19 protein-coding genes are annotated in these 20,589 nt (G+C 63.5%); 8 read left to right on the forward strand and 11 right to left on the reverse strand.

Annotated elements, in window-relative coordinates; translation table 11 throughout:
• The first annotated feature begins 114 nt into the window (after nt 1–114).
• Entirely contained in the window at nt 115–1,758 is a 1,644-nt protein-coding gene (locus AC1Q67_RS07445; RefSeq protein WP_492234623.1) for an ABC transporter permease, read from the forward strand.
• On the opposite strand, the gene AC1Q67_RS07450 is transcribed toward AC1Q67_RS07445, so the two are convergent.
• Nucleotides 1,755–2,825: an AI-2E family transporter gene (locus tag AC1Q67_RS07450; protein ID WP_492234622.1), complete on the reverse strand. Its 1,071-nt coding sequence runs from the start codon at nt 2,823–2,825 to the stop codon at nt 1,755–1,757. The genes AC1Q67_RS07445 and AC1Q67_RS07450 overlap by 4 nt on opposite strands.
• A gap of 149 nt (nt 2,826–2,974) precedes the next feature.
• Between AC1Q67_RS07450 and AC1Q67_RS07455 the strand changes: the two genes are divergently transcribed.
• Nucleotides 2,975–3,562: a hypothetical protein gene (locus tag AC1Q67_RS07455; RefSeq protein WP_492234621.1), complete on the forward strand. Its 588-nt coding sequence runs from the start codon at nt 2,975–2,977 to the stop codon at nt 3,560–3,562.
• Nucleotides 3,563–3,612: 50 nt separating this feature from the next.
• On the opposite strand, the gene AC1Q67_RS07460 is transcribed toward AC1Q67_RS07455, so the two are convergent.
• Together AC1Q67_RS07460 and AC1Q67_RS07465 are read right to left on the reverse strand one after the other, a co-directional pair.
• Nucleotides 3,613–4,263: a 3-oxoacid CoA-transferase subunit B gene (locus tag AC1Q67_RS07460; protein WP_002713333.1), complete on the reverse strand. Its 651-nt coding sequence runs from the start codon at nt 4,261–4,263 to the stop codon at nt 3,613–3,615.
• Nucleotides 4,264–4,286: 23 nt separating this feature from the next.
• A complete protein-coding gene (locus AC1Q67_RS07465) occupies nt 4,287–4,988 on the reverse strand; it encodes a CoA transferase subunit A (RefSeq protein WP_006022134.1) in 702 nt (233 codons plus the stop codon).
• Nucleotides 4,989–5,316: 328 nt separating this feature from the next.
• On the opposite strand from AC1Q67_RS07465, the gene AC1Q67_RS07470 reads away from it, so the two are divergent.
• Nucleotides 5,317–7,413: an AsmA family protein gene (locus AC1Q67_RS07470; protein WP_492234620.1), complete on the forward strand. Its 2,097-nt coding sequence runs from the start codon at nt 5,317–5,319 to the stop codon at nt 7,411–7,413.
• Between the two features lie 97 nt (nt 7,414–7,510).
• Here the strand turns inward: AC1Q67_RS07470 and AC1Q67_RS07475 are convergent, their stop codons facing one another.
• The 5 genes from AC1Q67_RS07475 to AC1Q67_RS07495 form a co-directional block, all read right to left on the reverse strand.
• The gene (locus tag AC1Q67_RS07475) at nt 7,511–8,326 is read right to left on the reverse strand and encodes an ABC transporter permease (protein ID WP_024574315.1); all 816 of its coding nucleotides are present in this window, start codon (nt 8,324–8,326) and stop codon (nt 7,511–7,513) included.
• A complete protein-coding gene (locus AC1Q67_RS07480) occupies nt 8,326–9,237 on the reverse strand; it encodes an ABC transporter permease (protein WP_492234619.1) in 912 nt (303 codons plus the stop codon). Before AC1Q67_RS07480 ends, AC1Q67_RS07475 begins: the two co-directional genes overlap by 1 nt.
• On the reverse strand, nt 9,234–10,337 hold the full coding sequence (locus tag AC1Q67_RS07485) for an ABC transporter ATP-binding protein (protein ID WP_492234618.1): 1,104 nt from the start codon (nt 10,335–10,337) through the stop codon (nt 9,234–9,236). Before AC1Q67_RS07485 ends, AC1Q67_RS07480 begins: the two co-directional genes overlap by 4 nt.
• Nucleotides 10,334–11,779 (reverse strand): glycerol-3-phosphate dehydrogenase, encoded by a 1,446-nt coding sequence (locus tag AC1Q67_RS07490; protein ID WP_492234617.1) that lies wholly within the window; start codon nt 11,777–11,779, stop codon nt 10,334–10,336. Before AC1Q67_RS07490 ends, AC1Q67_RS07485 begins: the two co-directional genes overlap by 4 nt.
• A gap of 63 nt (nt 11,780–11,842) precedes the next feature.
• Entirely contained in the window at nt 11,843–14,551 is a 2,709-nt protein-coding gene (locus tag AC1Q67_RS07495; protein ID WP_492234616.1) for a sensor domain-containing protein, read from the reverse strand.
• Nucleotides 14,552–14,762: 211 nt separating this feature from the next.
• On the opposite strand from AC1Q67_RS07495, the gene AC1Q67_RS07500 reads away from it, so the two are divergent.
• Nucleotides 14,763–15,884 carry an NAD(P)/FAD-dependent oxidoreductase gene (locus tag AC1Q67_RS07500; protein WP_492234615.1) on the forward strand — a complete coding sequence of 374 codons (1,122 nt, stop codon included), beginning with the start codon at nt 14,763–14,765 and terminating at the stop codon, nt 15,882–15,884.
• Between the two features lie 92 nt (nt 15,885–15,976).
• Here the strand turns inward: AC1Q67_RS07500 and AC1Q67_RS07505 are convergent, their stop codons facing one another.
• Entirely contained in the window at nt 15,977–16,153 is a 177-nt protein-coding gene (locus tag AC1Q67_RS07505) for a YdcH family protein (RefSeq protein ID WP_081710847.1), read from the reverse strand.
• A gap of 355 nt (nt 16,154–16,508) precedes the next feature.
• Between AC1Q67_RS07505 and AC1Q67_RS07510 the strand changes: the two genes are divergently transcribed.
• Complete coding sequence (locus AC1Q67_RS07510) at nt 16,509–16,715, forward strand: YdcH family protein (RefSeq protein WP_024574308.1); 207 nt, start codon at nt 16,509–16,511, stop codon at nt 16,713–16,715.
• 28 nt (nt 16,716–16,743) lie between these two features.
• On the opposite strand, the gene AC1Q67_RS07515 is transcribed toward AC1Q67_RS07510, so the two are convergent.
• Nucleotides 16,744–17,493, reverse strand: a complete 750-nt coding sequence (locus AC1Q67_RS07515; protein WP_492234614.1) for a GGDEF domain-containing protein — start codon at nt 17,491–17,493, stop codon at nt 16,744–16,746.
• A gap of 106 nt (nt 17,494–17,599) precedes the next feature.
• On the opposite strand from AC1Q67_RS07515, the gene purE reads away from it, so the two are divergent.
• A complete protein-coding gene (gene purE, locus AC1Q67_RS07520) occupies nt 17,600–18,091 on the forward strand; it encodes a 5-(carboxyamino)imidazole ribonucleotide mutase (RefSeq protein WP_024574306.1) in 492 nt (163 codons plus the stop codon).
• Complete coding sequence (locus AC1Q67_RS07525) at nt 18,088–19,194, forward strand: 5-(carboxyamino)imidazole ribonucleotide synthase (protein ID WP_492234613.1); 1,107 nt, start codon at nt 18,088–18,090, stop codon at nt 19,192–19,194. Before purE ends, AC1Q67_RS07525 begins: the two co-directional genes overlap by 4 nt.
• A gap of 54 nt (nt 19,195–19,248) precedes the next feature.
• On the opposite strand, the gene aqpZ is transcribed toward AC1Q67_RS07525, so the two are convergent.
• Nucleotides 19,249–19,962 (reverse strand): aquaporin Z, encoded by a 714-nt coding sequence (aqpZ, locus tag AC1Q67_RS07530; protein ID WP_492234612.1) that lies wholly within the window; start codon nt 19,960–19,962, stop codon nt 19,249–19,251.
• 270 nt (nt 19,963–20,232) lie between these two features.
• Here aqpZ and rpsU point away from each other — a divergent pair, with 270 nt between their 5' ends.
• Nucleotides 20,233–20,535: a 30S ribosomal protein S21 gene (gene rpsU / locus AC1Q67_RS07535; RefSeq protein ID WP_492234611.1), complete on the forward strand. Its 303-nt coding sequence runs from the start codon at nt 20,233–20,235 to the stop codon at nt 20,533–20,535.
• Nucleotides 20,536–20,589: the final 54 nt, after the last annotated feature.

Raw genomic sequence — 20,589 nt, forward strand, 5'->3', positions numbered from 1 at the left:
GGCGCTCGTTCTGATCGACCGATACCAAAAGCCCCTCACCCCAACCCTCTCCCCAGCGAAAGGGCGTTTACGCCCGTCTTCGACGGGTTATGCGGGGAGAGGGAGTGAGGACACGTGACCACCACGCGCATCGCAGAGCCCGCCATCTCGGTGCTGGCGGTCTTCACGGCGGCGCTTGTTGCGTTGCCGGTGCTGGCGATCGTCGTGATCGCGGCACAGCCCGCGCCCGGTCTGTGGTCGCATCTTATCGACTACGTGCTGCCGCTGGCGCTGCGCGACACAGCCGCGCTGCTGATCGGCGTCGGAGCGGTCGCGCTGCTCGCAGGTGCGGGCACCGCGTGGCTGGTGTCATCGCACGATTTCCCGGGACGCGGGTTGCTGCTCTGGCTGCTGCCGCTGCCGCTGGCGATTCCGACCTACATTGCGGCTTACGTTTATGTCGATCTGTTCGAGCCGCTCGGCCTCGTCCATCGCGCGCTGACGCTGTGGCTTCCGCCGCGCGATGCGCTGGCGCTGTTGCCGAACCTGCGCTCCCTGCCGGGCGCGATTTTCATCATCGGCATTGTGCTCTATCCGTATGTCTATCTCTCCGCGCGCGCGACCTTCCAGTTGCAGAGCGCCGAGTTTGCCGAAGCCGCGCGCACCCTCGGCGCGGGACGCTGGGATGTGTTTCGCCGCATCTCGCTGCCGATGGCTCGTCCGGCGTTGGCGGTCGGCCTCGCGCTCGTCGCTCTGGAAACGCTGAACGACATCGGCGCCAGCGAGTATCTCGGGGTGCGGACACTCACCGTCTCGATCTTCACCACCTGGCTCAATCGCGGCAGCCTTGCGGGCGCAGCACAACTGTCATGCCTGGTGCTGGTGATCGTCGGCGGGCTGATCGCGCTGGAGCGTTACGGACGCCGCAACGCCGTCACGGAATTTTCGTCCGAGAGTCCCCGGCTGACGCCGCGCACGCCGTTCACCGGACTCAGAGGCTGGCTGGCTTTCACCGCATGCGCCCTGCCGGCGTTGCTCGGCTTCGTCGTGCCGCTGCTGTTTCTGCTGTATCAGAGCATCCATCGATCGTCGGTGACGATGGATACCGCGATCTGGCGCGACGCATTCAGTTCGATAAGTTTCGCGGCGCTCGCCACCTTCGTCGCGCTGGGTCTCGGACTGGCGACAATCCTCGCCACGCGTTGGCGGCCCGGCTCCTGGCGCGCGGTCGCGTCCAACATCGCGCAGACCGGTTACGCGCTCCCCGGACTGGTGCTCGCGCTCGGCCTGCTCTCGCCGGTGCTGACCATCGACAATGCGCTGAACACTTTTGCGGCGTGGCTCGGACTGGCGCTGCCGGGCCTTGTGCTGATGGGCTCCGGCGCGGCCGTGATCACTGCGTATGTGATCCGCTTTCTCGCAGTCCCGACCGGATTTCTGCGCGCCGGCTTCGAGCGCATCCCGTTCGATTACGACGACAGCGCGCGGAGCGCTGGCGCCGGACAGATCACCGCCATGCGGCGCATCCATCTGCCGCTGCTGCGCCCCGCGCTACTTGGTGCCGCCATCGTGGTGTTCGTCGATTGCCTGAAGGAACTGCCCGCGACGCTGCTTCTGCGGCCGCTCAATGTCGAGACGCTGGCGACCTCGATCTATCAGTATGCCAGCCGCGGCAGCTTCGAGGACGGCGCCCTCGCCGCGCTTTTGATCGTGGCGGCGAGCATCGGCCCGGTGGCATGGCTGACGCGGTTCTCGGATATTCCGCAGGGACCGGCCTAGAGATCGGTCTCAGCAGCCCGCGCCTTATTCCGCGATATCGAAAAGATATCCCACACCGCGATGAACATCGCAGCGATGACCGGACCGATGACAAAGCCATTGAGCCCGAAGGCTTCGATGCCGCCCAGCGTCGAGATCAGCACCACATAGTCCGGAAGCTTGGTGTCCTTGCCCACCAGCATCGGGCGCAGCAGATTGTCGACAAGGCCGATGACCAGAAAGCCGTAGGCGATCAGGATCACGCCCTGAAGAAACGATCCGGCGGCCAGCAGATAAAGCGCGACCGGCATCCAGACCAGTCCCGCTCCGACGGCAGGCAGCAGCGACAGGAACGCCATCAGCACCGCCCACAGCAGCGCTGCATTGATGCCGAGGATCCAGAAGATCAGACCACCGAGCGCGCCCTGCGCCATGGCGACCAGAAGACTCCCCTTCACCGTGGCCCGGATCACGACCGTAAACTTCTCCAGCAGCGCATCGCGCAGCTCGGCGCGCAGCGGAATCGCGTCCTTGACACGCCGCGACAGCGCGCCGCCGTCGCGGAACAGGAAGAACAGCAGGTAAAGCATGATCGCGACGTTGACGATGAATTCGAGCGTGCTCTGACCGATGTTCAAGGCTTGGGCCGCGATCTGCTGGCTGCCCTTAAGCAGCCCGGCCGCGATTTTCTCCTGCATCCCGCCGAGGCTTGCGACACCGAAGCGGTCGAGCACGTTGGTTACCCATTGCGGCAGCGCATCCAGGATCTGCTGAAACAGCCTGACGAAGTTGAGTTCGCCGGACTGCACCTTCGCGAACACTGCGGCTGCCTGCTGGGTGAGCGACGCGGCGATCAGCGTCAGCGGCAGGATCACGATCATGACGACCAGCAAGATCATCGCCACCGCCGCAAGAGTCGGCCGCTCCGGCATCCGCTGCAGCAACCGCCGGTACAGCGGTGCAAACATGATGGCAATCACCACGCCCCAGAGGATCGCGCCATAGAACGACGTGAGAATCCAGCCGAAGGCCAGCGACACCACGACGATCAGGATCAGGAAGGCCTTGTCTTCGATGCTGCCGCGCATGAGATTGTCCTTTGCTGTTGAGCGCGCCGCCGAAAAAACGCCGCAACGACGTCGCAGCATCGAAAGAGCCTCGGATATACCGTCAGACCTAGCATATTTTATTCTTAACTTGCTGTGCTTGGACCTGCCGCAACCGTATAATGCGTGAGATGATGGAACTTCTGAAATATCGAATCGCCGTCAAGTGCGCCCTTGCTCTCGCCGCTGTACTGACTCTGGCCGCGTCTGCCGCCCAGGCTCAGGTCGCACCCATCCGGTACTGGATCCCAGGCGGGCCTTTCGGGCTCGGCGGCGATACAACGACGCAGTATTGGGACAACGCTCCGGACGAGGACGGTTTCCGCAAGGGCTTCTCGTTCAGCAGCTACAGCATACCGGCAAATTCATTCAACGTCCCGTTCAGCGCCGGCGCATTCACTGTCGGGAGCGGATTGTCGTCCGATGGCGCGCAATACGGCTACAGCTTTAAGGGCATTGGCGACACACCAGTGACACTCTTCGGAGGTGTCAGCTCGCTGCGAACGACACCGGACGTCTTTACATCGATTGTCACGCCCGGCCTGCAGCCCAGCGGCACGCTTGCCACCAGCGTCAACGCCGGGGTCGAATTCAAGCCGACCTCCAACGTCACTCTGTCGCTGTCAGGCAGTTTCGTTCAGTCGAACCCGACCCTCGACACCGACATCCGTTCGCAATTGCTGTCCCCGCAAAATCCCGGCTTTCTCGGCCGGCGATAGCGTCGCGCGGCCAATGAGGCCGCGCTGCGCTGTCATGACCGTCCAGGCGTTCAGGCGTTCTTCAACGCGACACGGAAGGTTGCCTCGGTCTTGGCCTTCACCTCATCGAGCGTGACGCCGTCGGCAAGTTCGATCAGCGCCATGCCGTCGTTGCCGTGCTTGTCGATGGTGAACACCGCCAGATCGGTCACGACCATGTCGACCACGCGCTCGCCGGTCAGCGGCAGGTTGCAGCGATGCAGCAGCTTCGCGCCGTCCTTGGCGGAATGCTCCATGACCACGACGACACGCTTGACGCCGGCGACGAGATCCATCGCGCCGCCCATGCCCTTCACCATCTTGCCGGGGATCATCCAGTTGGCGAGGTCGCCGTTCTCGGCGACCTGCATCGCGCCGAGGATCGACAGATCGATATGGCCGCCGCGCACCATTGCGAACGAATCCGCGCTGGAGAAGTAGCTGGTGTCTGGCAGTTCGGTCACGGTCTGCTTGCCGGCGTTGATGAGGTCGGGATCTTCCTCGCCCTCATAGGGGAACGGACCCATGCCCAGCATGCCGTTCTCGCTCTGCAGGGACACATCGACGCCGTCGGGAATGTAGTTGGACACCAGCGTCGGAATGCCGATGCCGAGATTGACGTAATAACCGTCGCGCAGCTCCTTCGCGGCGCGCGCTGCCATCTGTTCGCGGGTCCAGGCCATGGGGCTCTCCTTAAGGAAATCTGTTATGCGCGCTTGCGCGTGGTGCGCTGCTCGATCCGCTTCAGCGCGGGATCGACTGCGATGATGCGCTGGACGAAAATGCCGGGTGTGTGGATGTGATCGGGATCGATCTCGCCCGCAGGCACCAGATGCTCGACTTCCGCGATCGTGACCTTCGCGGCGGTCGCCATCATCGGGTTAAAGTTGCGCGCGGTCTTGCGGTAGACGAGGTTGCCCGCCGTGTCCCCCTTCCAGGCGTGCACGATGGCGAGATCGGCAACGAGGCCGGTCTCAAGGATGTACTTCTCGCCGTTGAACTCCTTCACTTCCTTGCCTTCGGCAATCAGCGTGCCGACGCCGGTCTTGGTGTAGAAGCCCGGAATGCCGGCGCCGCCGGCGCGGATACGTTCCGCGAGCGTGCCCTGCGGATTGAACTCGAGTTCGAGCTCGCCTGCGAGGTATTGCTGCGCGAACAGCTTGTTCTCGCCGACATAGGACGAGATCATCTTCTTGATCTGGCGTGTTTCCAGCAGGCGGCTGAGGCCGATGCCGTCGACACCGGCATTGTTCGAGACGACCGTCAGGTTCTTGACGCCGGTTTCGCGCAGCGCGTCGGACAGGGTCTCGGCAATGCCGCAGAGACCGAAACCGCCGGACATGACCATCATGCCGTCTTTAACAACGCCATCGAGCGCGGATTTCGCGTCGGGGTAAACCTTGTTCATGGGGGTGCAACCTGATGGAGGAAAACAGGCGGGCAAGCCGCTCGAGTGGTGGTTGGCAAGTCCGAGTTGGGGCCGATTATTAGGCGGAATTTTCAAGGCGCGTCAATCGCGTCGCGGCGTCCCGCCGGTTCGGCCGGCTGCGATCCCGCTCAATGCGACGCATCGTCCGAACACCTTCGAATACCTTTGCTTTTGGGGCGCGATTGCAGGGTTTAAGGCTTCGGATGGCCTTGAAAGCGTCAAGAAAAACAATCAAGTTGCGGTTGCCCGGCGCAGGGAAACCCGCCGATGCCCGACACAGCAACCTTACCGGATGAACTCATTGACGATGGCCCAAGGGATAAAGCGCCTCGGGATGCCGGTTGCGGCATTTCTCGCTGCCGCGCTGATCGGCCTGATCGCCATTTCATGGATGATCGACGAGAACGCCGTGCGGCTTTCGGTCGAGAAGCAGATTCGCGCAGCGACCGGTCTCGACCTGAAGGTTGGCGGCGACGTCCGCGTCTCGGTTTTTCCCGGCAGTTCCATCACCCTCCGGCAGGTCGGACTGAAAGGCGCGAGTTCGCGCGGCGGCGGCATCGCCGACGAGCCGCTGACCGTTGACGAACTGACCGCCAACCTGCGCCTGCTGCCGCTCCTGATGCGGCGCTATGAAATCGCCGACGTAACGCTGCAGAATCCGCGGATCAACGTGAAGCGCAGCGCCGATGGCCGCAGCAACTGGTCGGCCATCGTCGAAACGCTGGCGCGCACCGTGAAGCCCGGCGTCGACAGTCCGGTGTCGTTCTCCGAAATCCGCATCAAGGACGGCGTCCTCACCTATCAGAACGACGCCCGCGATATCGCCGAGACCGTCAACGCGATCGACCTGTCGCTGGCATGGCCGTCGATCTCGCGCTCCTTCGCCGCCACCGGTCAGTTCAACTGGCGGGGCGAACTGGTCGACGGCAGCCTGAGCATCAACGACTTCATCGCCGCGCTCTCCGGCGACCGATCCGGCATCAAGGTCCGGGTCGCGAGCGCGCCGCTCAAGTTCGCTTTCGACGGTGCGATCGCCAACCGCACCAGCCTCCTGATGGAAGGCACGCTGACCGCCGACAGCCCCTCGCTGCGCAACGCCATGCGCTGGGCGGGACAGGCCCCTCCCGGCACCGGCGGCCTCGGACGGTTTTCGCTGAAGGCCCGCACCAATGTGGTCGGCGAATCCATCGCGCTGACCAACGTCAATCTCGAGCTCGACGGCAACACCGCCGAAGGCGTCATCACCTACAGCAACAACGACCGCCAGACCGTGCAGGCGACCTTGGCCGCCGACACGCTCGACTTTACGCCTTACATCGAAACCATCCGCCTGCTCGCCAGCGGTGCCCGCGACTGGAACCGGCAACTGTTCGATCTGCGCGGCCTCTCCGCCACCGATCTCGACATGCGCCTGTCGGCTGCCAAGGTCACTATCGGCACCTCCAAACTCGGCCGCACCGCGCTCGGCGCCAATCTGCGCAACGGCACGCTGGCGCTGAGCATCGGCGAAGCGCAGATCTACGGCGGCATCCTCAAGGGCTCGTTCGGCATTACCCGGACCGATCCCGATGCGGATGTCAAAGCCCAGTTCCAGTTCACCGATGTCGATCTGGCAAGCTGCGTGCAGGAACTGTTCGGCGTCAACAAGCTGACGGGGCGCGGCAATCTCAACTTCGCGCTGGAAGCCAAGGGCGCCAGCCCGTTTGCGCTGGCGCAGTCGCTCGACGGCACCGCGACACTGACGGGGCATGACGGCGCGATCAGCGGACTCAATGTCGAACAACTTCTGAAGCGTCTCGAGCGCCGCCCGTTGTCGGGCGCCGGCAATTTCCGCAGCGGCTCGACGCCGTTCGAGACGCTGAATATCGCGATCCGCTTCAATGACGGCGTCGCCACCGCAGAAGATGCGCGGATCGAAGGGCCGACCATACGCGTCCTGCTCACCGGCACGGCGTCGGTGCCGTCGCGTGAATACGATCTGAAGGGCGTTGCCAGCCTTGTCGTCGCGAGCGATGTCCCGCCGGCGTTTCAATTGCCGTTCGTGGTGCAAGGGCCGTGGGATGACCCGCTTGTGTTCCCGGATTCGGAATCGCTGCTCCGCCGTTCGCCGGCCTCCGCGCCGCTGCTGGATTCCCTGAAGGACCGCAAGACGCGCGACGCGGTGAAATCGGTGATCGATCGTTTCACCGGCGGTCGAAAAGCTCCCGCCGAACCGGCGGCGGCGCAGCCTCAGGCCGCAGCCCCGCAACCGAGCGCCCCCGCTGCCGTTGTCTTGCCGGTGCCGGTGCTGCCTGCTCCGATTGCGCCCGCTGCGGAAGCCCCCGTTCCGGCGCAGTCCACCGAGACGCCTCAGAATTCTGCGCCACCTTCGACCACGGAATCAAAATCCGACAAGGTGGACTAGGCCAGCGGCAGTTTCAGAGCCGCGGCCCCCTGCCAGGATCAGCGCCACACCGGCAAGTCGCATTTCAGAGACGGGCCGTTGCGGCAGGACTTTCGGCCTAAAGCGGCGCCGCGCTCTCGCCCTGCTCGCTCGACAGTTTCGATGCCAGCGACGCGGCGACGATCACCAGCGCTACCACCGCGATCACCAGCGTACAGATGGCGTTGATCTCCGGCTTCACGCCGAGCCGCACTTCCGAGTAGATCCGGATCGGCAGCGTCGCCGATCCCGGCCCGGTGGTGAAGCTGGCGATCACGAGGTCGTCCAGCGACAGCGTAAAGGCCAGCATCCAGCCCGCGGCAATCGACGGCAGCATCAGCGGCAGCGTCACCGCGATGAACGCCTGAACCGGCGAGCAGCCGAGATCCATCGCGGCTTCCTCAAGACTGCGATCCAGCGTACTCAGCCGCGACTGCACCACCACCGTCACGAAGCACATGGTGAGCGTGGTGTGCGCGACGGTGACGGTCCAAAACCCGCGTCCGGCATCGATGGCGACGAACAGCAGCAGCAGCGACAGCCCGGTGATCACTTCGGGCATCACCAGCGGCGCATAAAGCATCCCCGAGAACAGCGTGCGCCCCTTGAAGCGCTCCCCGCGCGCCAGCCCGAGGGCCGCCAGCGTGCCAAGCAAGGTCGCGGCGGTCGCTGAGCAGAACGCCACGCGCAGGCTCATCCATGCCGCCGACAGCATGGCCTCGTCGTTGAAGAATTCGATGTACCAGCGCAGCGACCAGCCGCCCCACACCGTGACAAGGCGGGAAGCATTGAACGAATAGATCACGAGGATCGCAATCGGCAGGTACAGAAACGCCAGTCCCAGCGCCACCGCGGCGAGATTGAATGTGGAGAAGCGAGCTTGCCGCGCAGCCATCAGCGCTGCTCCAGATGACGGCGCTGCAGCTTCTCGTAGATCAACAGCGGCACCAGCAATACGACGAGCAGCACGACGGCAATCGCCGACGCTACCGGCCAGTCCTTGTTGGTGAAAAACTCCAGCCACAGCGTCTGACCGATCATCATGCGATCGGAGCCCGCCAGCAGATCGGGAATCACGAACTCGCCAACGATGGGAATGAAGCACAGCAGCACGCCCGCGCCGATGCCCGGCAGCGATAGCGGGAAAGTCACCAGCCAGAAGGCCTTCAGCCGCGAGGCGCCGAGATCGGCGGCGGCTTCGAGCAGCGCGTCGTCCATTTTCGACAGCGTCGCGTAAAGCGGCAGGATCATGAACGGGAAATATGAGTAGACGATGCCGAGATACATCGCTGCGTCGGTCGAGAGCCAGACCAGCGGCTTGTCGATGATGCCCAGCGCGAGCAGGGCCTTGTTCAGCAAGCCGTCATGCTGAAGCACGTTGATCCAGGCGTAGATGCGGATCAGGAACGAGGTCCAGAACGGCACAATCACCAGCATCATCGCGATGGGCTGCCACCGCTGCGGCAGCCGCGACATGCCGTACGCCACCGGATAGCCGATCAGCAGCAGGATCGCGGTGGATGTGACCGCGACCACGAGGCTGCGGACATAAGAGAAAATATAGAGATCGTCCGACGCCAGCAGCTTGAAGTTGTCGAACGACAGCGCGCTCAAGCCCGCCTTGAAGGCCTCCCAACCAGCAGCAAGATCGAACACCGGGACATAGGGCGGCTGGGCGATAGCGGTCTGCGACAGTGCGATCTTCAGCACGAAGCCGAACGGCACAAGGAAAAACAGCGCCATCCAGAGATAGGGCGCGATGGCCGCAAGCCGCGCCGGGCGGGTGAAGATGCGCCGCCCGCTCATCGGTCCAGCACCACGACATCGTCGGGCGCGAATGAAACGGTCACCCGTTGCCCCACCACAAACCCATCGGCGGATGCTCGCGTCGCGTTCGCCGCGGCCACCCGCAGCACCGCGCCGCCATCGAGTTTGACCGCATAGACCGACACGCCGCCGAGGAACCCGGTGGATGTCAGATTACCGCTGAATGTGTTGACCGCGGATTCACCCGACGCCTCCTTGGATATCCGGATTTTTTCCGGGCGGATTGCCGCGCAGACATTGGAAGTTGCAGTTGAAGGCACATGCGAGGCGACGATCGTGCCAGCATGTTCCGTCGCAATCGTAAAGTGCCCGGCCTGCCGCGCGGCCACCTGCCCTTCAATCAGATTGATGTCGCCGACAAAGCCGGCAATCCAGCGCGAATTCGGCGCTTCGTAGAGTTCCCGCGGCGGCGCGACCTGCACCAATCTGCCTTTATTCATCACGCCGATGCGGTCGGCCACCGTCATCGCCTCTTCCTGGTCGTGGGTCACGATGATGAAGGTCATGCCGAGACGACGCTGTACGTCCAGCAATTCGGCCTGCGTGCTTTCGCGCAGCTTCTTGTCGAGCGCGGCCAGCGGCTCGTCGAGCAGCAGCACCCGCGGACGGCGCGCCAGCGACCGTGCCAGCGCCACACGCTGGCGCTGGCCGCCCGACAATTGGTCGGGGCGGCGTTTCTCAAGTCCCTCCAGGCGTACCAGCGCCACCACTTCGGCGACACGCGCAGCGATCTCGTCTTTCGGCAATCCTGCGCGCTTCAGCCCGAACGCGATGTTGCCCTCAACGGTGAGATGCGGAAACAGCGCGTAGTTCTGGAACATCATGTTGACGGGGCGCTCATGCGGCAGCACATGCGCGATGTCCGCACCATCAAGATGGATCGCACCCGCGTCCGGCGTCTCGAACCCCGCCAGCATGCGGAGCAGCGTGGTCTTGCCGCAGCCTGATGGCCCCAGCAGCGCGAAGAATTCTCCGGCAGCGATATCGAGCGACAGATCGTCCACCGCCGTGAATCCGCCGAAACGCTTCACCACCGACCCGATCCGCAGCAACGGCGTTTTAGCAGCGCCCACCGTCATGCCGCGGCCATGAATTTTTCGAGCGCCTCGCGGTCCTGCCGCGACATCGTCAGGCCGAGTTTGGAGCGCCGCCACACAATGTCGTCGGCAAACCGGGCGAATTCTTCCGTCATCAGATAACGCACCTCCACGCCGGTGAGGTCATCGCCGAACCGTGGCCCAAGGTCATCCATGCTTTTTGCCGCACCCAGAATCCGCTCGGTCCGCGTGCCGTATGACGCGATCAGCCGCTGCGCATGACGCTCGCTGAGGAATGTCCAGCGCTGGCGCGCATTGTCGACTTGATCGTCGAACGTGTCCCAAGAGAAATCGCCGCCGGGCAAAGGTTCGTCTGCCGTCCAGGATGGCGGCAACTCGAAAAACGACGCAAGCTGCGCCAGCGCGATTTCCGCGCGCCGACGCGCCGTTGTCGTCGCGCCGCCGATCATGGTCAGCAACGGCGCCTTGCCGGACTTCCGGTCCCGTTTCACGATGCCGTTGCGATGGCCCGTGGCGTCGCAGCCCGCCATCGCATGCACGACATCCGCGGCCTCGATCCGCACCCGGAAATAGCGGCTCGCCGCCGCGCACAGATAGGCGATGTCGTCAGCACTTGCCGATGCCATCGCCGGATCTCCGGCAAAGCTCCGCTCGGATGTTCCGATCAGCGTGAAATCGCGATGATAGGGAATGGCATAGACCATGCGGCGGTCGTCGTTCTGGAGCACATAAACATTGTCGCCATCGAACATCCGCCTCACGACGATCTGGCTGACTTTCAAGAAGCTCGCTTGAACGGCAGGCAAATGCAAGACGGTTTCGGCGACCTGCCGCGTCCACGCGCCGCTCGCATTCACCAGAGCCCGCGCGGTGACGGTTTCGCGCCGGCCGCGGTTGACCACCGCGAGCCGCCAGGTCCCGGAGCGTTCAGCCCACACGCAGCGTGCGCCGGTCCGGATCGCGGCGCCGCGGGCTGCGGCGTCGGCCGCATTGAGAACGACAAGCCGCGTTTCGTCCACGGTGCAGTCGGAATATGCCAGCGCCAGCCCGAGCGATCGCTTGAGCGAATGACCCGCTTCGTCGATCGTCAGGTCGAGGACTTCGGACCGCGGTAACGGGCTTCTCGCGGCAAGACGGCTATAAACAAACAGCCCGCCGCGCAGCATAGCCGGAGGCCGCTCTTCGGAATGAACCGGGAGCACGAAACGGGCCGGACGCACCAGATGCGGCGCGATACGCAGCGCGATGTCCCGCTCCCCCAGCGCGGCGCGCACCCGTAGCGCGTTCCCGCGCTCGAGGTCGATGAAATTGCCATGCATCAAATGGGGAGCGGCCGCCGTCCCGCCGCTGCCGAGATCGTTCTGCTCGAACAGCGCCACCTGCAAACCGCGTCCGGCGGCATCGCGTGCGACGCTCGTGCCGTTGAGGCCGCCTCCGATGATCGCAATGTCGACATCAGCCATGCCGCGATGATCTCCGATGGTGATCATCGCAAGTCAAGCCCGCGGATTAGTGACAGATGTTCGTCAGCCAACCCTGCGCGGGAGGTTCGAGACGTTGGAAACGCTCTTGGTGCGGCCGATCCATTCCGCATAGGTCTCGATCGGCGCCGGCTTGCCAAGGAGATAGCCCTGCACCTGATCGCAGGCCTCGTCCGCGAGGAAGGACAGCTGTTCCTGGGTTTCCACGCCTTCGGCGACAATGGAAATATTCAACCCGTGGCCAAGACCGATCATCGCGCGGATGATGGCGGCCGATTGCGGATTGCGTCCGAGATTCATGACAAAGGCGCGGTCGATCTTGATCTTGTCGAAGGGGAACGCCTGCAGATAGGTCAGCGAGGAATAGCCGCTGCCGAAATCGTCCATCGCGATCCGCACGCCGAGCGCCTTCAGCCGCCGCAGCAATGAAAGCCCGCGGTCGAAGTCCTCGATCAGCACGCCCTCGGTGATTTCAAGCTCTAGCCGGCCGGGCGCGAGACCGGTTTCGATCAGAATGGAATGGACCAGCCCGACGAGATCGCCGTGCATGAACTGCGCCGGCGACAGATTGACCGAGATTTGCAGATCCTTCGGCCACGACGCCGCCTCCCGGCAGGCTTCGCGCAGAATCCACTCGCCCATCTCGACGATCAGGCCGCTTTCTTCCGCCAGTGGAATGAAGTCGCCGGGCGGAACGAAACCGCGCACCGGATGGGTCCACCGCGCCAGCGCCTCGAAACCGAGAACGTGATCGGACTTCATCTTGTGGCGCGCACGGGCCTGCGGCTGATAGTGCAGCGACAGTTCGCCGTTCCTGATCGCAGTCGACAGATCCTGATGCAACGCGCGGCGGTCGCGGAGCTGCTGGTCGAGCTCCATATCGAAGAAATTGATCGAGCCGCGCGCCTTGGTCTTGGCCCGGAACAGGGCGGCGTCCGCGTTGGTGAGCAATGTTTCGGCGTCGCGGCCATTGCGCGGATACACCGAGATTCCGATGGTGAGACCGATGCGGACTGCGCGCCCGTCGAACGTGAATTCGGTCTGCATCGACTGCATCAGGCGCGTGGCGAGCGCCTTGGCGGAATCGGGCTGAAGACCGTCGATGATGAGACCAAACTCGTCGCCGCTGAGACGTGCGACCACGCCGCCGGAAATGACCGATTCAAGACGCCGCGAGAATTCGATCAGCAACTGGTCGCCGACCTCGTGGCCGAACACATCGTTGATTTCCTTCAGCCGGTCGAGATCGAGCGAGAGCACCGCGAATTCCTCGTCGGTGTCCTCGCAGGCGTCGATCATCTGCTCCAGGGCCTGCAGGAACGCCGCGCGGTTCGGCAATTCCGTCAGCGCATCATGATAGGCCATGTGGGCCATGCGCGACTCGGTCTCGCGCCGGTCGGTGATGTCTTCATTGGTCTTGATGAGATATTGCGGCTCACCGGCCTCGTCGAGAACGGTCACGCGCCGAGTCAGAAACAGACGCAGCCCGTTTTCGGTCTGGATCGGATGTTCCTCGGTGACGACGCCTTTCTTGCGGACGGCATCCTCGTCGCGCTTGAGAATGAACTGCACGTCGGCCGGGTTGTAGATGTCCTCGAGCGTGGAGCCGATCACATCCTCACGCCGCCGAGTCAGCATGGCTTCGGCGGCACGGTTGGCGAGCACATACTGGCCATCGCTGAGCCGCTTGACGACGAGCGAAACCGGGATGTTGTCGACCACCTGTTCCAGGAATTTCTTCGCGCTCTGGACTTCCCGCGACAGGGACCGGCGATCGGTCACGTCCTCGAACAGGGAGACCAGGAATTCCGGCTTGCCTTTCTCGTCGCGCGCGATCATGCGGTTGCAGGCGATCAGGCGTCTGCCGCCATTGTGTTCGATGGACAATTCGGTGCGCGTCTGCCCGGTCGGCGAAGCGATCGCGTCGCGGTCCGCCTCCGTGACCATCTGCGCCGCTTCCGGCACGTAAACCTTCTCCGCGGTGTGGCCTATGATCTGATCGCGGCTCAATCCGGAGAATTGCTCGAACGCGCGATTGGCGAGAATGTACCTGCCATCCTCGATGCTCTTGGCCGCGACGCAGACCGGAATGTTGTCGATGACCGATTCAAGGAAGTGCGTGGTGGTTGCAAGCTTCCGCGACATCCTGCGCTGCGCGGTGCAATCCTCGTGGGTCGAGACGACCCCGCCGTTCGACAGTTCGCGATGCTTGATCACGATTGAGCGCCCGTCGCGCAATTCGCAGATATGCCCTTCTGCGGTTTTGACGTTGCGGTAGTACTCTTCGATGTCGTCGCACAGCATGCCTCGTGTCGCACGCAGTGCGGTGAGATCGCGGCCGGTCATTCCGGGCACGAGATCCGCACGGGAGAACCCATACATTTCCAGATAGCGGTCGTTGCAGAAGACGATGCGCTTGCGCGCGTCGACCATGACAATGCCGATCGTCAGATTGTTGAGCGCGCTTGAAACGAATGCGGCGCGCCTGATATTGGCATGACGTGCACGCCGCAGCGCGGTCGAAACCCAGAGGATGATGGCGGCAAGAAACGCGGCGACAACGAAGCCGCCCATTGCCACCTGCCATACCAGCGCGGTATTCGAGATTTCCAGAGCCGTTGCAGAGAACGAGCCATCGGGATTGGCGACGATCTGCGCGGCCGCGCTGCCCGGCGCCAAAATGGCGCAGAGACATGCAGCGGCCCACACCGGGCTCGCTGTGGTCGCTCGTGCTTGCTTCTGCCAGCCGGTCATTACCATTCCGCGGAATTCTTCATCCCGCAGTGTCTGGCTGTACCTCTTTGGATCGGGTAAACGCGTAATCGCGGCTCCCTCACATTGTGACTTAAATGCGGGCAATTGGCCACTTATGCTTAACCAAGCCCTAACGCGGACAGCATCGCAAAGCGGCGCGCTGGACATAGAATGAGCAAGAAACGAATCGTTCCGGCAGGGCGAAGCATCCATGGACAGAATTGAGTGTGTTGTGGTCGGCGCCGGCGTCGTCGGGCTCGCCGTTGCACGCAAACTGGCGCGCGCGGGCCTTGAGGTCGTGGTGGTCGAGGCCGCCGGGGACATCGGCACCGGCACATCCTCGCGCAACAGCGAGGTGATCCACGCCGGGATTTATTATCCGGCGGGCAGCCTGATGGCGCGGATGTGCGTTGCCGGCAAGCAGGCGCTCTATCAATACTGCGACGCCCATGGCGTGCCGTACCGGCGCTGCGGCAAGCTGATCGTGGCGACCGCGAGCAATGAGGACGAGAAGCTGGTCTCGATCAAGTCGCATGCCGAAGCCAACGGCGTCGATGACATGCGGGTGCTGTCGGCTGCCGAAGCGCGCGCCCTCGAGCCTGCCCTGCATTGCACCGGCGCGTTGCTGTCGCCATCCACCGGCATCGTCGACAGCCATGCCTATATGCTGGCACTGCGCGGCGAGATCGAAGATGCGGGCGGAGCACTCGCATTTCATGCACCGCTCAAGCGCGCGACCGCTGTTCCTGACGGCTTCGAAGTCGAGATCGGCGGCGACGCGCCGATGACGCTGAAGTGCCGCATCCTGATCAATTCGGCGGGGCTGAACGCGCCTGCCATTGCCCGCGCCATCGACGGCATGCCCGCCGACCGCATTCCGGTGAGCTACTACGCCAAGGGCAACTACTTCAGTTGCAGCACGCGCGCGCCGTTCTCGCACCTGATCTATCCGGTGCCGGAGCCCGGCGGACTTGGTGTGCATCTGACCATCGATCTCGGCGGACAAGCGAAATTCGGCCCCGACGTCGAATGGGTCGACAGTCCCGACGCGGCAAGTCTCGATTATGCGGTGGATCCGGCACGTGCAGAGCGGTTTTACCCGGCAATCCGCCGCTACTGGCCGGCGCTGCCGGATGGCGCGCTGGCACCGAGCTATTCCGGCGTCCGACCAAAGATCGTGCCGCCCGCCATCGCACGGCAGGATTTCGTGATCCAAGGCCCGCAGGACCATGGCCTCGCGGGGCTGGTCAACCTGTTCGGGATCGAGTCGCCCGGCCTGACCTCATCCCTCGCAATCGCAGGCGAAGCCGCCCGCGTCGCCGGGGTAACGTAGCCTCGGCCGCAGGCATCACCGCACCTCGCAACGGCAGCTGCTGCCGTTACGAGCATCGCGCTGAATTTCCGTGCGATTAAATGGTGGAAAAGTCAGTGGACCGTAGAGAGCTTGATGCGCTCGATTTGATCCTTGAGCACCAGCTTGCGGCGCTTGAGTTCGATAATCTGGAGGTCGTCGGTAGAAAGATGCTGGAGAGCATCGTGCAATTCGTTTTCCAGAACTTCGTGTTTACGTTCCAGTTCAACGAGATGCGCCTGAATCGCCATAGAAGTCTCCTCTGCTAAGTGGACCTCAGATCGGATCTGGACGGTTAAGTCTACATGACCGAGGCGGTCTGTCGACAGCGGAGTTAAAAGAGCCGTTCAAAATTTTCGTGCACAAAGGAAACGAATTGTGAGGGAACCCGGCCCACGATACCGTCACCGATATATCGCGCGTCCGCGAGCCGACTTAAATCCTCTGGGCTCGCTGATCCAACATGCGCGAAACGCCCGCCGAAACGGATGCAAATGTTGGAACTGGACTACTGGAGTTGGTAACAATTTTCTGCAATGACGGTCATGCGGAAGCGTTCTGAGACACTTACCTGAAAGTCTGGGCGAATTCAGTCAAATGACGGTTATGGTAGATCAGGACAACAACGAATACGCGCTTGAACTGGCGCAGTTGCAGCAGGAGCATCGCGACCTGGACGCCGCCATCGAAGCGCTGCATCAGTCGCCCGCGCCGGACCTGCTCAGATTGCAGCGTTTGAAAAAACGCAAGCTTCAGTTGCGCGACCGCATTTCATTCATCGAAGACCAGATCACGCCAGACATCATCGCCTGATTTTGCGTCACGACGCCGCGGCATGATTTCAGAGCACGGCCTGCGCGCGGCCTCCGCGCCGCAATGCCTTTCGCGCATACATTGCGCGATCCGCCGCCTCCATCACATCCGCAGCACTGTCCGCAGCACCGATCAGCGCAACACCTGCAGATGCGCCTGCGACCACAGGCCTTCCCTTGAACACAAATGTGAGCTGATCGATCGCCTGCTCCAGCGCCGCCGCTTTCGCCTGCGCATCGGCCTGCGTCAAATTCCAGAGCAGCAGTCCGAATTCATCGCCGCCCAGACGGCCCACCACATCCGACGAGCGGACATGGCGCATTAGCACTGCGACCACACCCTTGAGCACGATGTCGCCGGCCGCGTGACCGAAGGTGTCATTGATCGGCTTGAGGCGATCGACGTCGAGCACGATCAGCGCGCCGCCCGCCTTGTAGCGACGGATGTAGGCGATCGAGCGGTCGAGTTCGCGCTCAAAGCCGCGGCGGTTGTAGATGTTCAGCAGGAAGTCGGTATCGGCCCAGGCCTGCAGTTCGTCGATCCGGGCCTGGGATGCGGCCAGTTCCGCCTGGAGGGCCGCGACCTGCCGCCTGGCCTTTGCCAGCGGATCGGCCGCCCGCTTGCGCGGGGGTTTCGCAAGAGCAGATTTGGTGGTGGTTTTGCTCCGGCCTGCGGTGCCGCGGCCGGGCGGTTTCCTGGCCGGCCGCCCCCGTGACGCCATTTTGCCGCGCGCTTTCTTCAAGTTCCCGCCTCTAATCCGCTTGACCGGCGCGGCCATTGACCATGAAAGGATAACGGATTCGCGCCGGTGTCGCATTAGCTTGCCTCGCAGGGGCGCAACCCTATAATCCGCCCTCTTTTTCGGCCCTTTTTGAAGATTCCAGATGACCACCCTCGTTGCCATTATCATGGGAAGCCAGTCCGACTGGGAGACCATGCGCCATGCCGCAGAGACCCTGACCGCGCTCGGCGTCGCGCACGAGGCGCGCATCGTCTCGGCGCACCGCACCCCCGAGCGGCTCTACAGCTTCGCCAAGGGGGCCAAGGCGGCGGGGTTCCAGGTTGTCATCGCCGGTGCAGGAGGCGCTGCTCATCTGCCCGGCATGGCGGCGGCTTTGACGGAACTCCCGGTGTTCGGCGTGCCGGTCGAATCCAAGGCGCTGTCGGGCGTGGATTCGCTGTACTCCATTGTGCAAATGCCTGCCGGAATCCCCGTCGGCACCTTGGCGATCGGAAAGTCGGGCGCTATCAATGCCGCCCTGCTCGCCGCAAGTGTGCTGGCGCTCAACGATGCCGGCCTTGCAACCCGGCTTGCGACATGGCGCAAGCAACAGACCGAGGCCGTGAGCGAGCGCCCAAAGGAAGAAACTAAGTGACATCTTCAGGTCGGGTGACGCTGAAACCAGGCGACACCATCGGAATTCTCGGCGGCGGACAATTGGGCCGGATGCTCGCGCTCGCCGCAGCACGTCTCGGCCTCAAGGCGCAGGTGTTTTCGCCGGATCCGGATTCGCCGGCCTTCGACGTGGTGCAGAACGCGACCTGCGCGGAATATGCCGATGTCGAAGCGCTCGAACTGTTCGCATCCGATGTCGCCGTCATCACCTACGAGTTCGAGAACATTCCCTCCTCGACCGCGATGATCCTGTCGGCCCGCCGTCCGGTGCTGCCGGATCCGCAGGTGCTGGAAACCGTGCAGGACCGGTTGGCGGAAAAGAATTTCGTGAGCAAGCTCGGCATCGCCACCGCACGCTATGCCGATGTCTCCTCCGCGCAGGATCTGAAAACCGCTATCGCCCAGATCGGGCTGCCCGCCGTGCTCAAGACCCGGCGCTTCGGTTACGACGGCAAGGGTCAGGTCGTGGTCCGCGAAGGCGACGATCCGGAAACGGTGTGGGCGGATCTCGAAACGCGCTCCGCGATCCTCGAAGCCTTCGTGCCGTTCGAGCGCGAGATTTCCGTGGTCGCCGCGCGCAGCGCCAGTGGCGAAGTGGTCTGCTACGACGTCACCGAGAACGAGCATCGCGACCACATTCTGAAGTATTCCCACGCACCGGCGCGCATTTCCGATGAGCTCGCGGCACAGGCCCGCGTGATCGCCGAGAAGATCGCGACCGCGCTGAACTATGTCGGCGTGCTGGCGGTGGAACTGTTCGTGGTGCCCGGCAAGGACGGCCCGAGCCTGCTGGTCAACGAGATTGCGCCACGGGTGCACAACTCCGGCCACTGGACGCTGGACGGCGCGTCGGTGTCGCAGTTCGAGCAGCACATCCGCGCCATCGCCGGCTGGCCGCTGGCGCATCCGGTCCGGCATGGCGACGTCACCATGACCAACCTGATCGGCGACGACATCCTCGATTACGGCAAGTGGCTGGGCGTCCCCGGCGCCACTGTGCATCTTTATGGCAAGGGCGCGCCGCGCCCCGGCCGCAAGATGGGCCATGTGACCGAGGTCAAGGCTCCCCAAAAGCAGAAATAAAAGGGCTGCCGCGATCGCTCGCGACAGCCTCCGTCTTTATCTGAAGATCAGGCGTTACCTGCCGGTGACGATTCCTTCCGGCTCGTCACTCAGCCAGCGATAGACCACGCCGCCGATGACGCCGCCAATCAGCGGCGCGACCCAGAACAACCAGAGTTGCTGAATGGCCCAGCCGCCGACGAACAGGGCGGGGCCGGTGCTGCGCGCCGGGTTCACCGAGGTGTTGGTGACGGGAATGCTGACCAGATGGATCATCACCAGCGCAAGGCCGATGGCGAGCGGCGCGAAACCGGCCGGCGCCTTGCCATGGGTGGCGCCCATGATGATGAACAGGAACATCGCCGTCATCGCCACTTCGGAGACGAAACAGGCCAGCAGGCTGTATTTGCCCGGCGAATGGTCGGCGTAGCCGTTGGACGCAAAGCCGCCCGCGAGATCGAAACCGGCCTTGCCGCTGGCAATCACGTACAACAGCGCCGCGCCCAGGATCGCGCCGACGACCTGGGCGATGATGTAGGGAATCACCTGTCCGCCGGGGAACCGTCCGCCGGCGGCGAGCCCGACCGTGACGGCGGGATTGAGGTGGCAGCCGGACACGTGGCCGATGGCGAACGCCATGGTGACAACGCTCAGGCCGAAGGCAAACGAGACCCCAAGCAGGCCAATGCCGACCTGCGGAAAGGCCGCTGCAAGGACCGCGCTGCCGCACCCCGCAAACGTCAGCCAGAACGTGCCGATGACCTCGGCGGCGTACTTTTTCGCGTTCATATTGATTCTCCCCTGATCGTGCCGCAGGACTATCCGGCGGCGGGGACCGCAGGAACCCGGTATCCGGGGCTTTCCAGCCCCTCCGAATCGCGGCCCGGCACCGGGATTCTGCCCGAAAATCGGCCGCTCCGGCCCCTGAAAAACCCCGGTCCACAGTGGACATTCGCGGTTTGATCTGGTACATCCGCGCCTTCGATGGGAAGGGCGTGGCCTTTAGCCAGTCCTTTGTCGTCCCCAGAATTTCCTGATTGAAACCAAAGAGGATGCCGCGTGCAGGTTCTCGTCCGCGATAACAATGTCGACCAGGCTCTCAAGGCGCTGAAGAAGAAGATGCAGCGCGAGGGCATTTTCCGCGAGATGAAGCTCCGCGGTCATTACGAAAAGCCCTCCGAGAAGAAGGCCCGCGAAAAGGCGGAAGCCGTTCGCCGCGCCCGCAAGCTTGCGCGCAAGAAGCTGCAGCGCGAAGGCCTGCTGCCGATGAAGCCGAAGCCCGTGTTCGGTGCCGGTCCGGGCGCAGACCGTGGTGCTGGCGGCCGTGGCGGCGCTGGCGCCGGTCCGCGCGGACCGCGCTAAGCGATCACAATAGTTTTGAATATGAAAACGCGGGCCTTTCGGCCCGCGTTTTTG

Source organism: Afipia sp. GW823-FHT06G09 (genome assembly GCF_058794875.1).

Coding starts and splice junctions, on each gene's coding strand:
- AC1Q67_RS07450 (WP_492234622.1), bottom strand. CDS start 2,825: ATGCGCGGCAGCATCGAAGACAAGGCCTTCCTGATCCTGATCGTCGTG.
- AC1Q67_RS07455 (WP_492234621.1), top strand. CDS start 2,975: ATGATGGAACTTCTGAAATATCGAATCGCCGTCAAGTGCGCCCTTGCT.
- AC1Q67_RS07460 (WP_002713333.1), bottom strand. CDS start 4,263: ATGGCCTGGACCCGCGAACAGATGGCAGCGCGCGCCGCGAAGGAGCTG.
- AC1Q67_RS07465 (WP_006022134.1), bottom strand. CDS start 4,988: ATGAACAAGGTTTACCCCGACGCGAAATCCGCGCTCGATGGCGTTGTT.
- AC1Q67_RS07470 (WP_492234620.1), top strand. CDS start 5,317: ATGGCCCAAGGGATAAAGCGCCTCGGGATGCCGGTTGCGGCATTTCTC.
- AC1Q67_RS07475 (WP_024574315.1), bottom strand. CDS start 8,326: ATGGCTGCGCGGCAAGCTCGCTTCTCCACATTCAATCTCGCCGCGGTG.
- AC1Q67_RS07480 (WP_492234619.1), bottom strand. CDS start 9,237: ATGAGCGGGCGGCGCATCTTCACCCGCCCGGCGCGGCTTGCGGCCATC.
- AC1Q67_RS07485 (WP_492234618.1), bottom strand. CDS start 10,337: ATGACGGTGGGCGCTGCTAAAACGCCGTTGCTGCGGATCGGGTCGGTG.
- AC1Q67_RS07490 (WP_492234617.1), bottom strand. CDS start 11,779: ATGGCTGATGTCGACATTGCGATCATCGGAGGCGGCCTCAACGGCACG.
- AC1Q67_RS07495 (WP_492234616.1), bottom strand. CDS start 14,551: ATGACCGGCTGGCAGAAGCAAGCACGAGCGACCACAGCGAGCCCGGTG.
- AC1Q67_RS07500 (WP_492234615.1), top strand. CDS start 14,763: ATGGACAGAATTGAGTGTGTTGTGGTCGGCGCCGGCGTCGTCGGGCTC.
- AC1Q67_RS07505 (WP_081710847.1), bottom strand. CDS start 16,153: ATGGCGATTCAGGCGCATCTCGTTGAACTGGAACGTAAACACGAAGTT.
- AC1Q67_RS07510 (WP_024574308.1), top strand. CDS start 16,509: ATGGTAGATCAGGACAACAACGAATACGCGCTTGAACTGGCGCAGTTG.
- AC1Q67_RS07515 (WP_492234614.1), bottom strand. CDS start 17,493: ATGGCCGCGCCGGTCAAGCGGATTAGAGGCGGGAACTTGAAGAAAGCG.
- purE (WP_024574306.1), top strand. CDS start 17,600: ATGACCACCCTCGTTGCCATTATCATGGGAAGCCAGTCCGACTGGGAG.
- aqpZ (WP_492234612.1), bottom strand. CDS start 19,962: ATGAACGCGAAAAAGTACGCCGCCGAGGTCATCGGCACGTTCTGGCTG.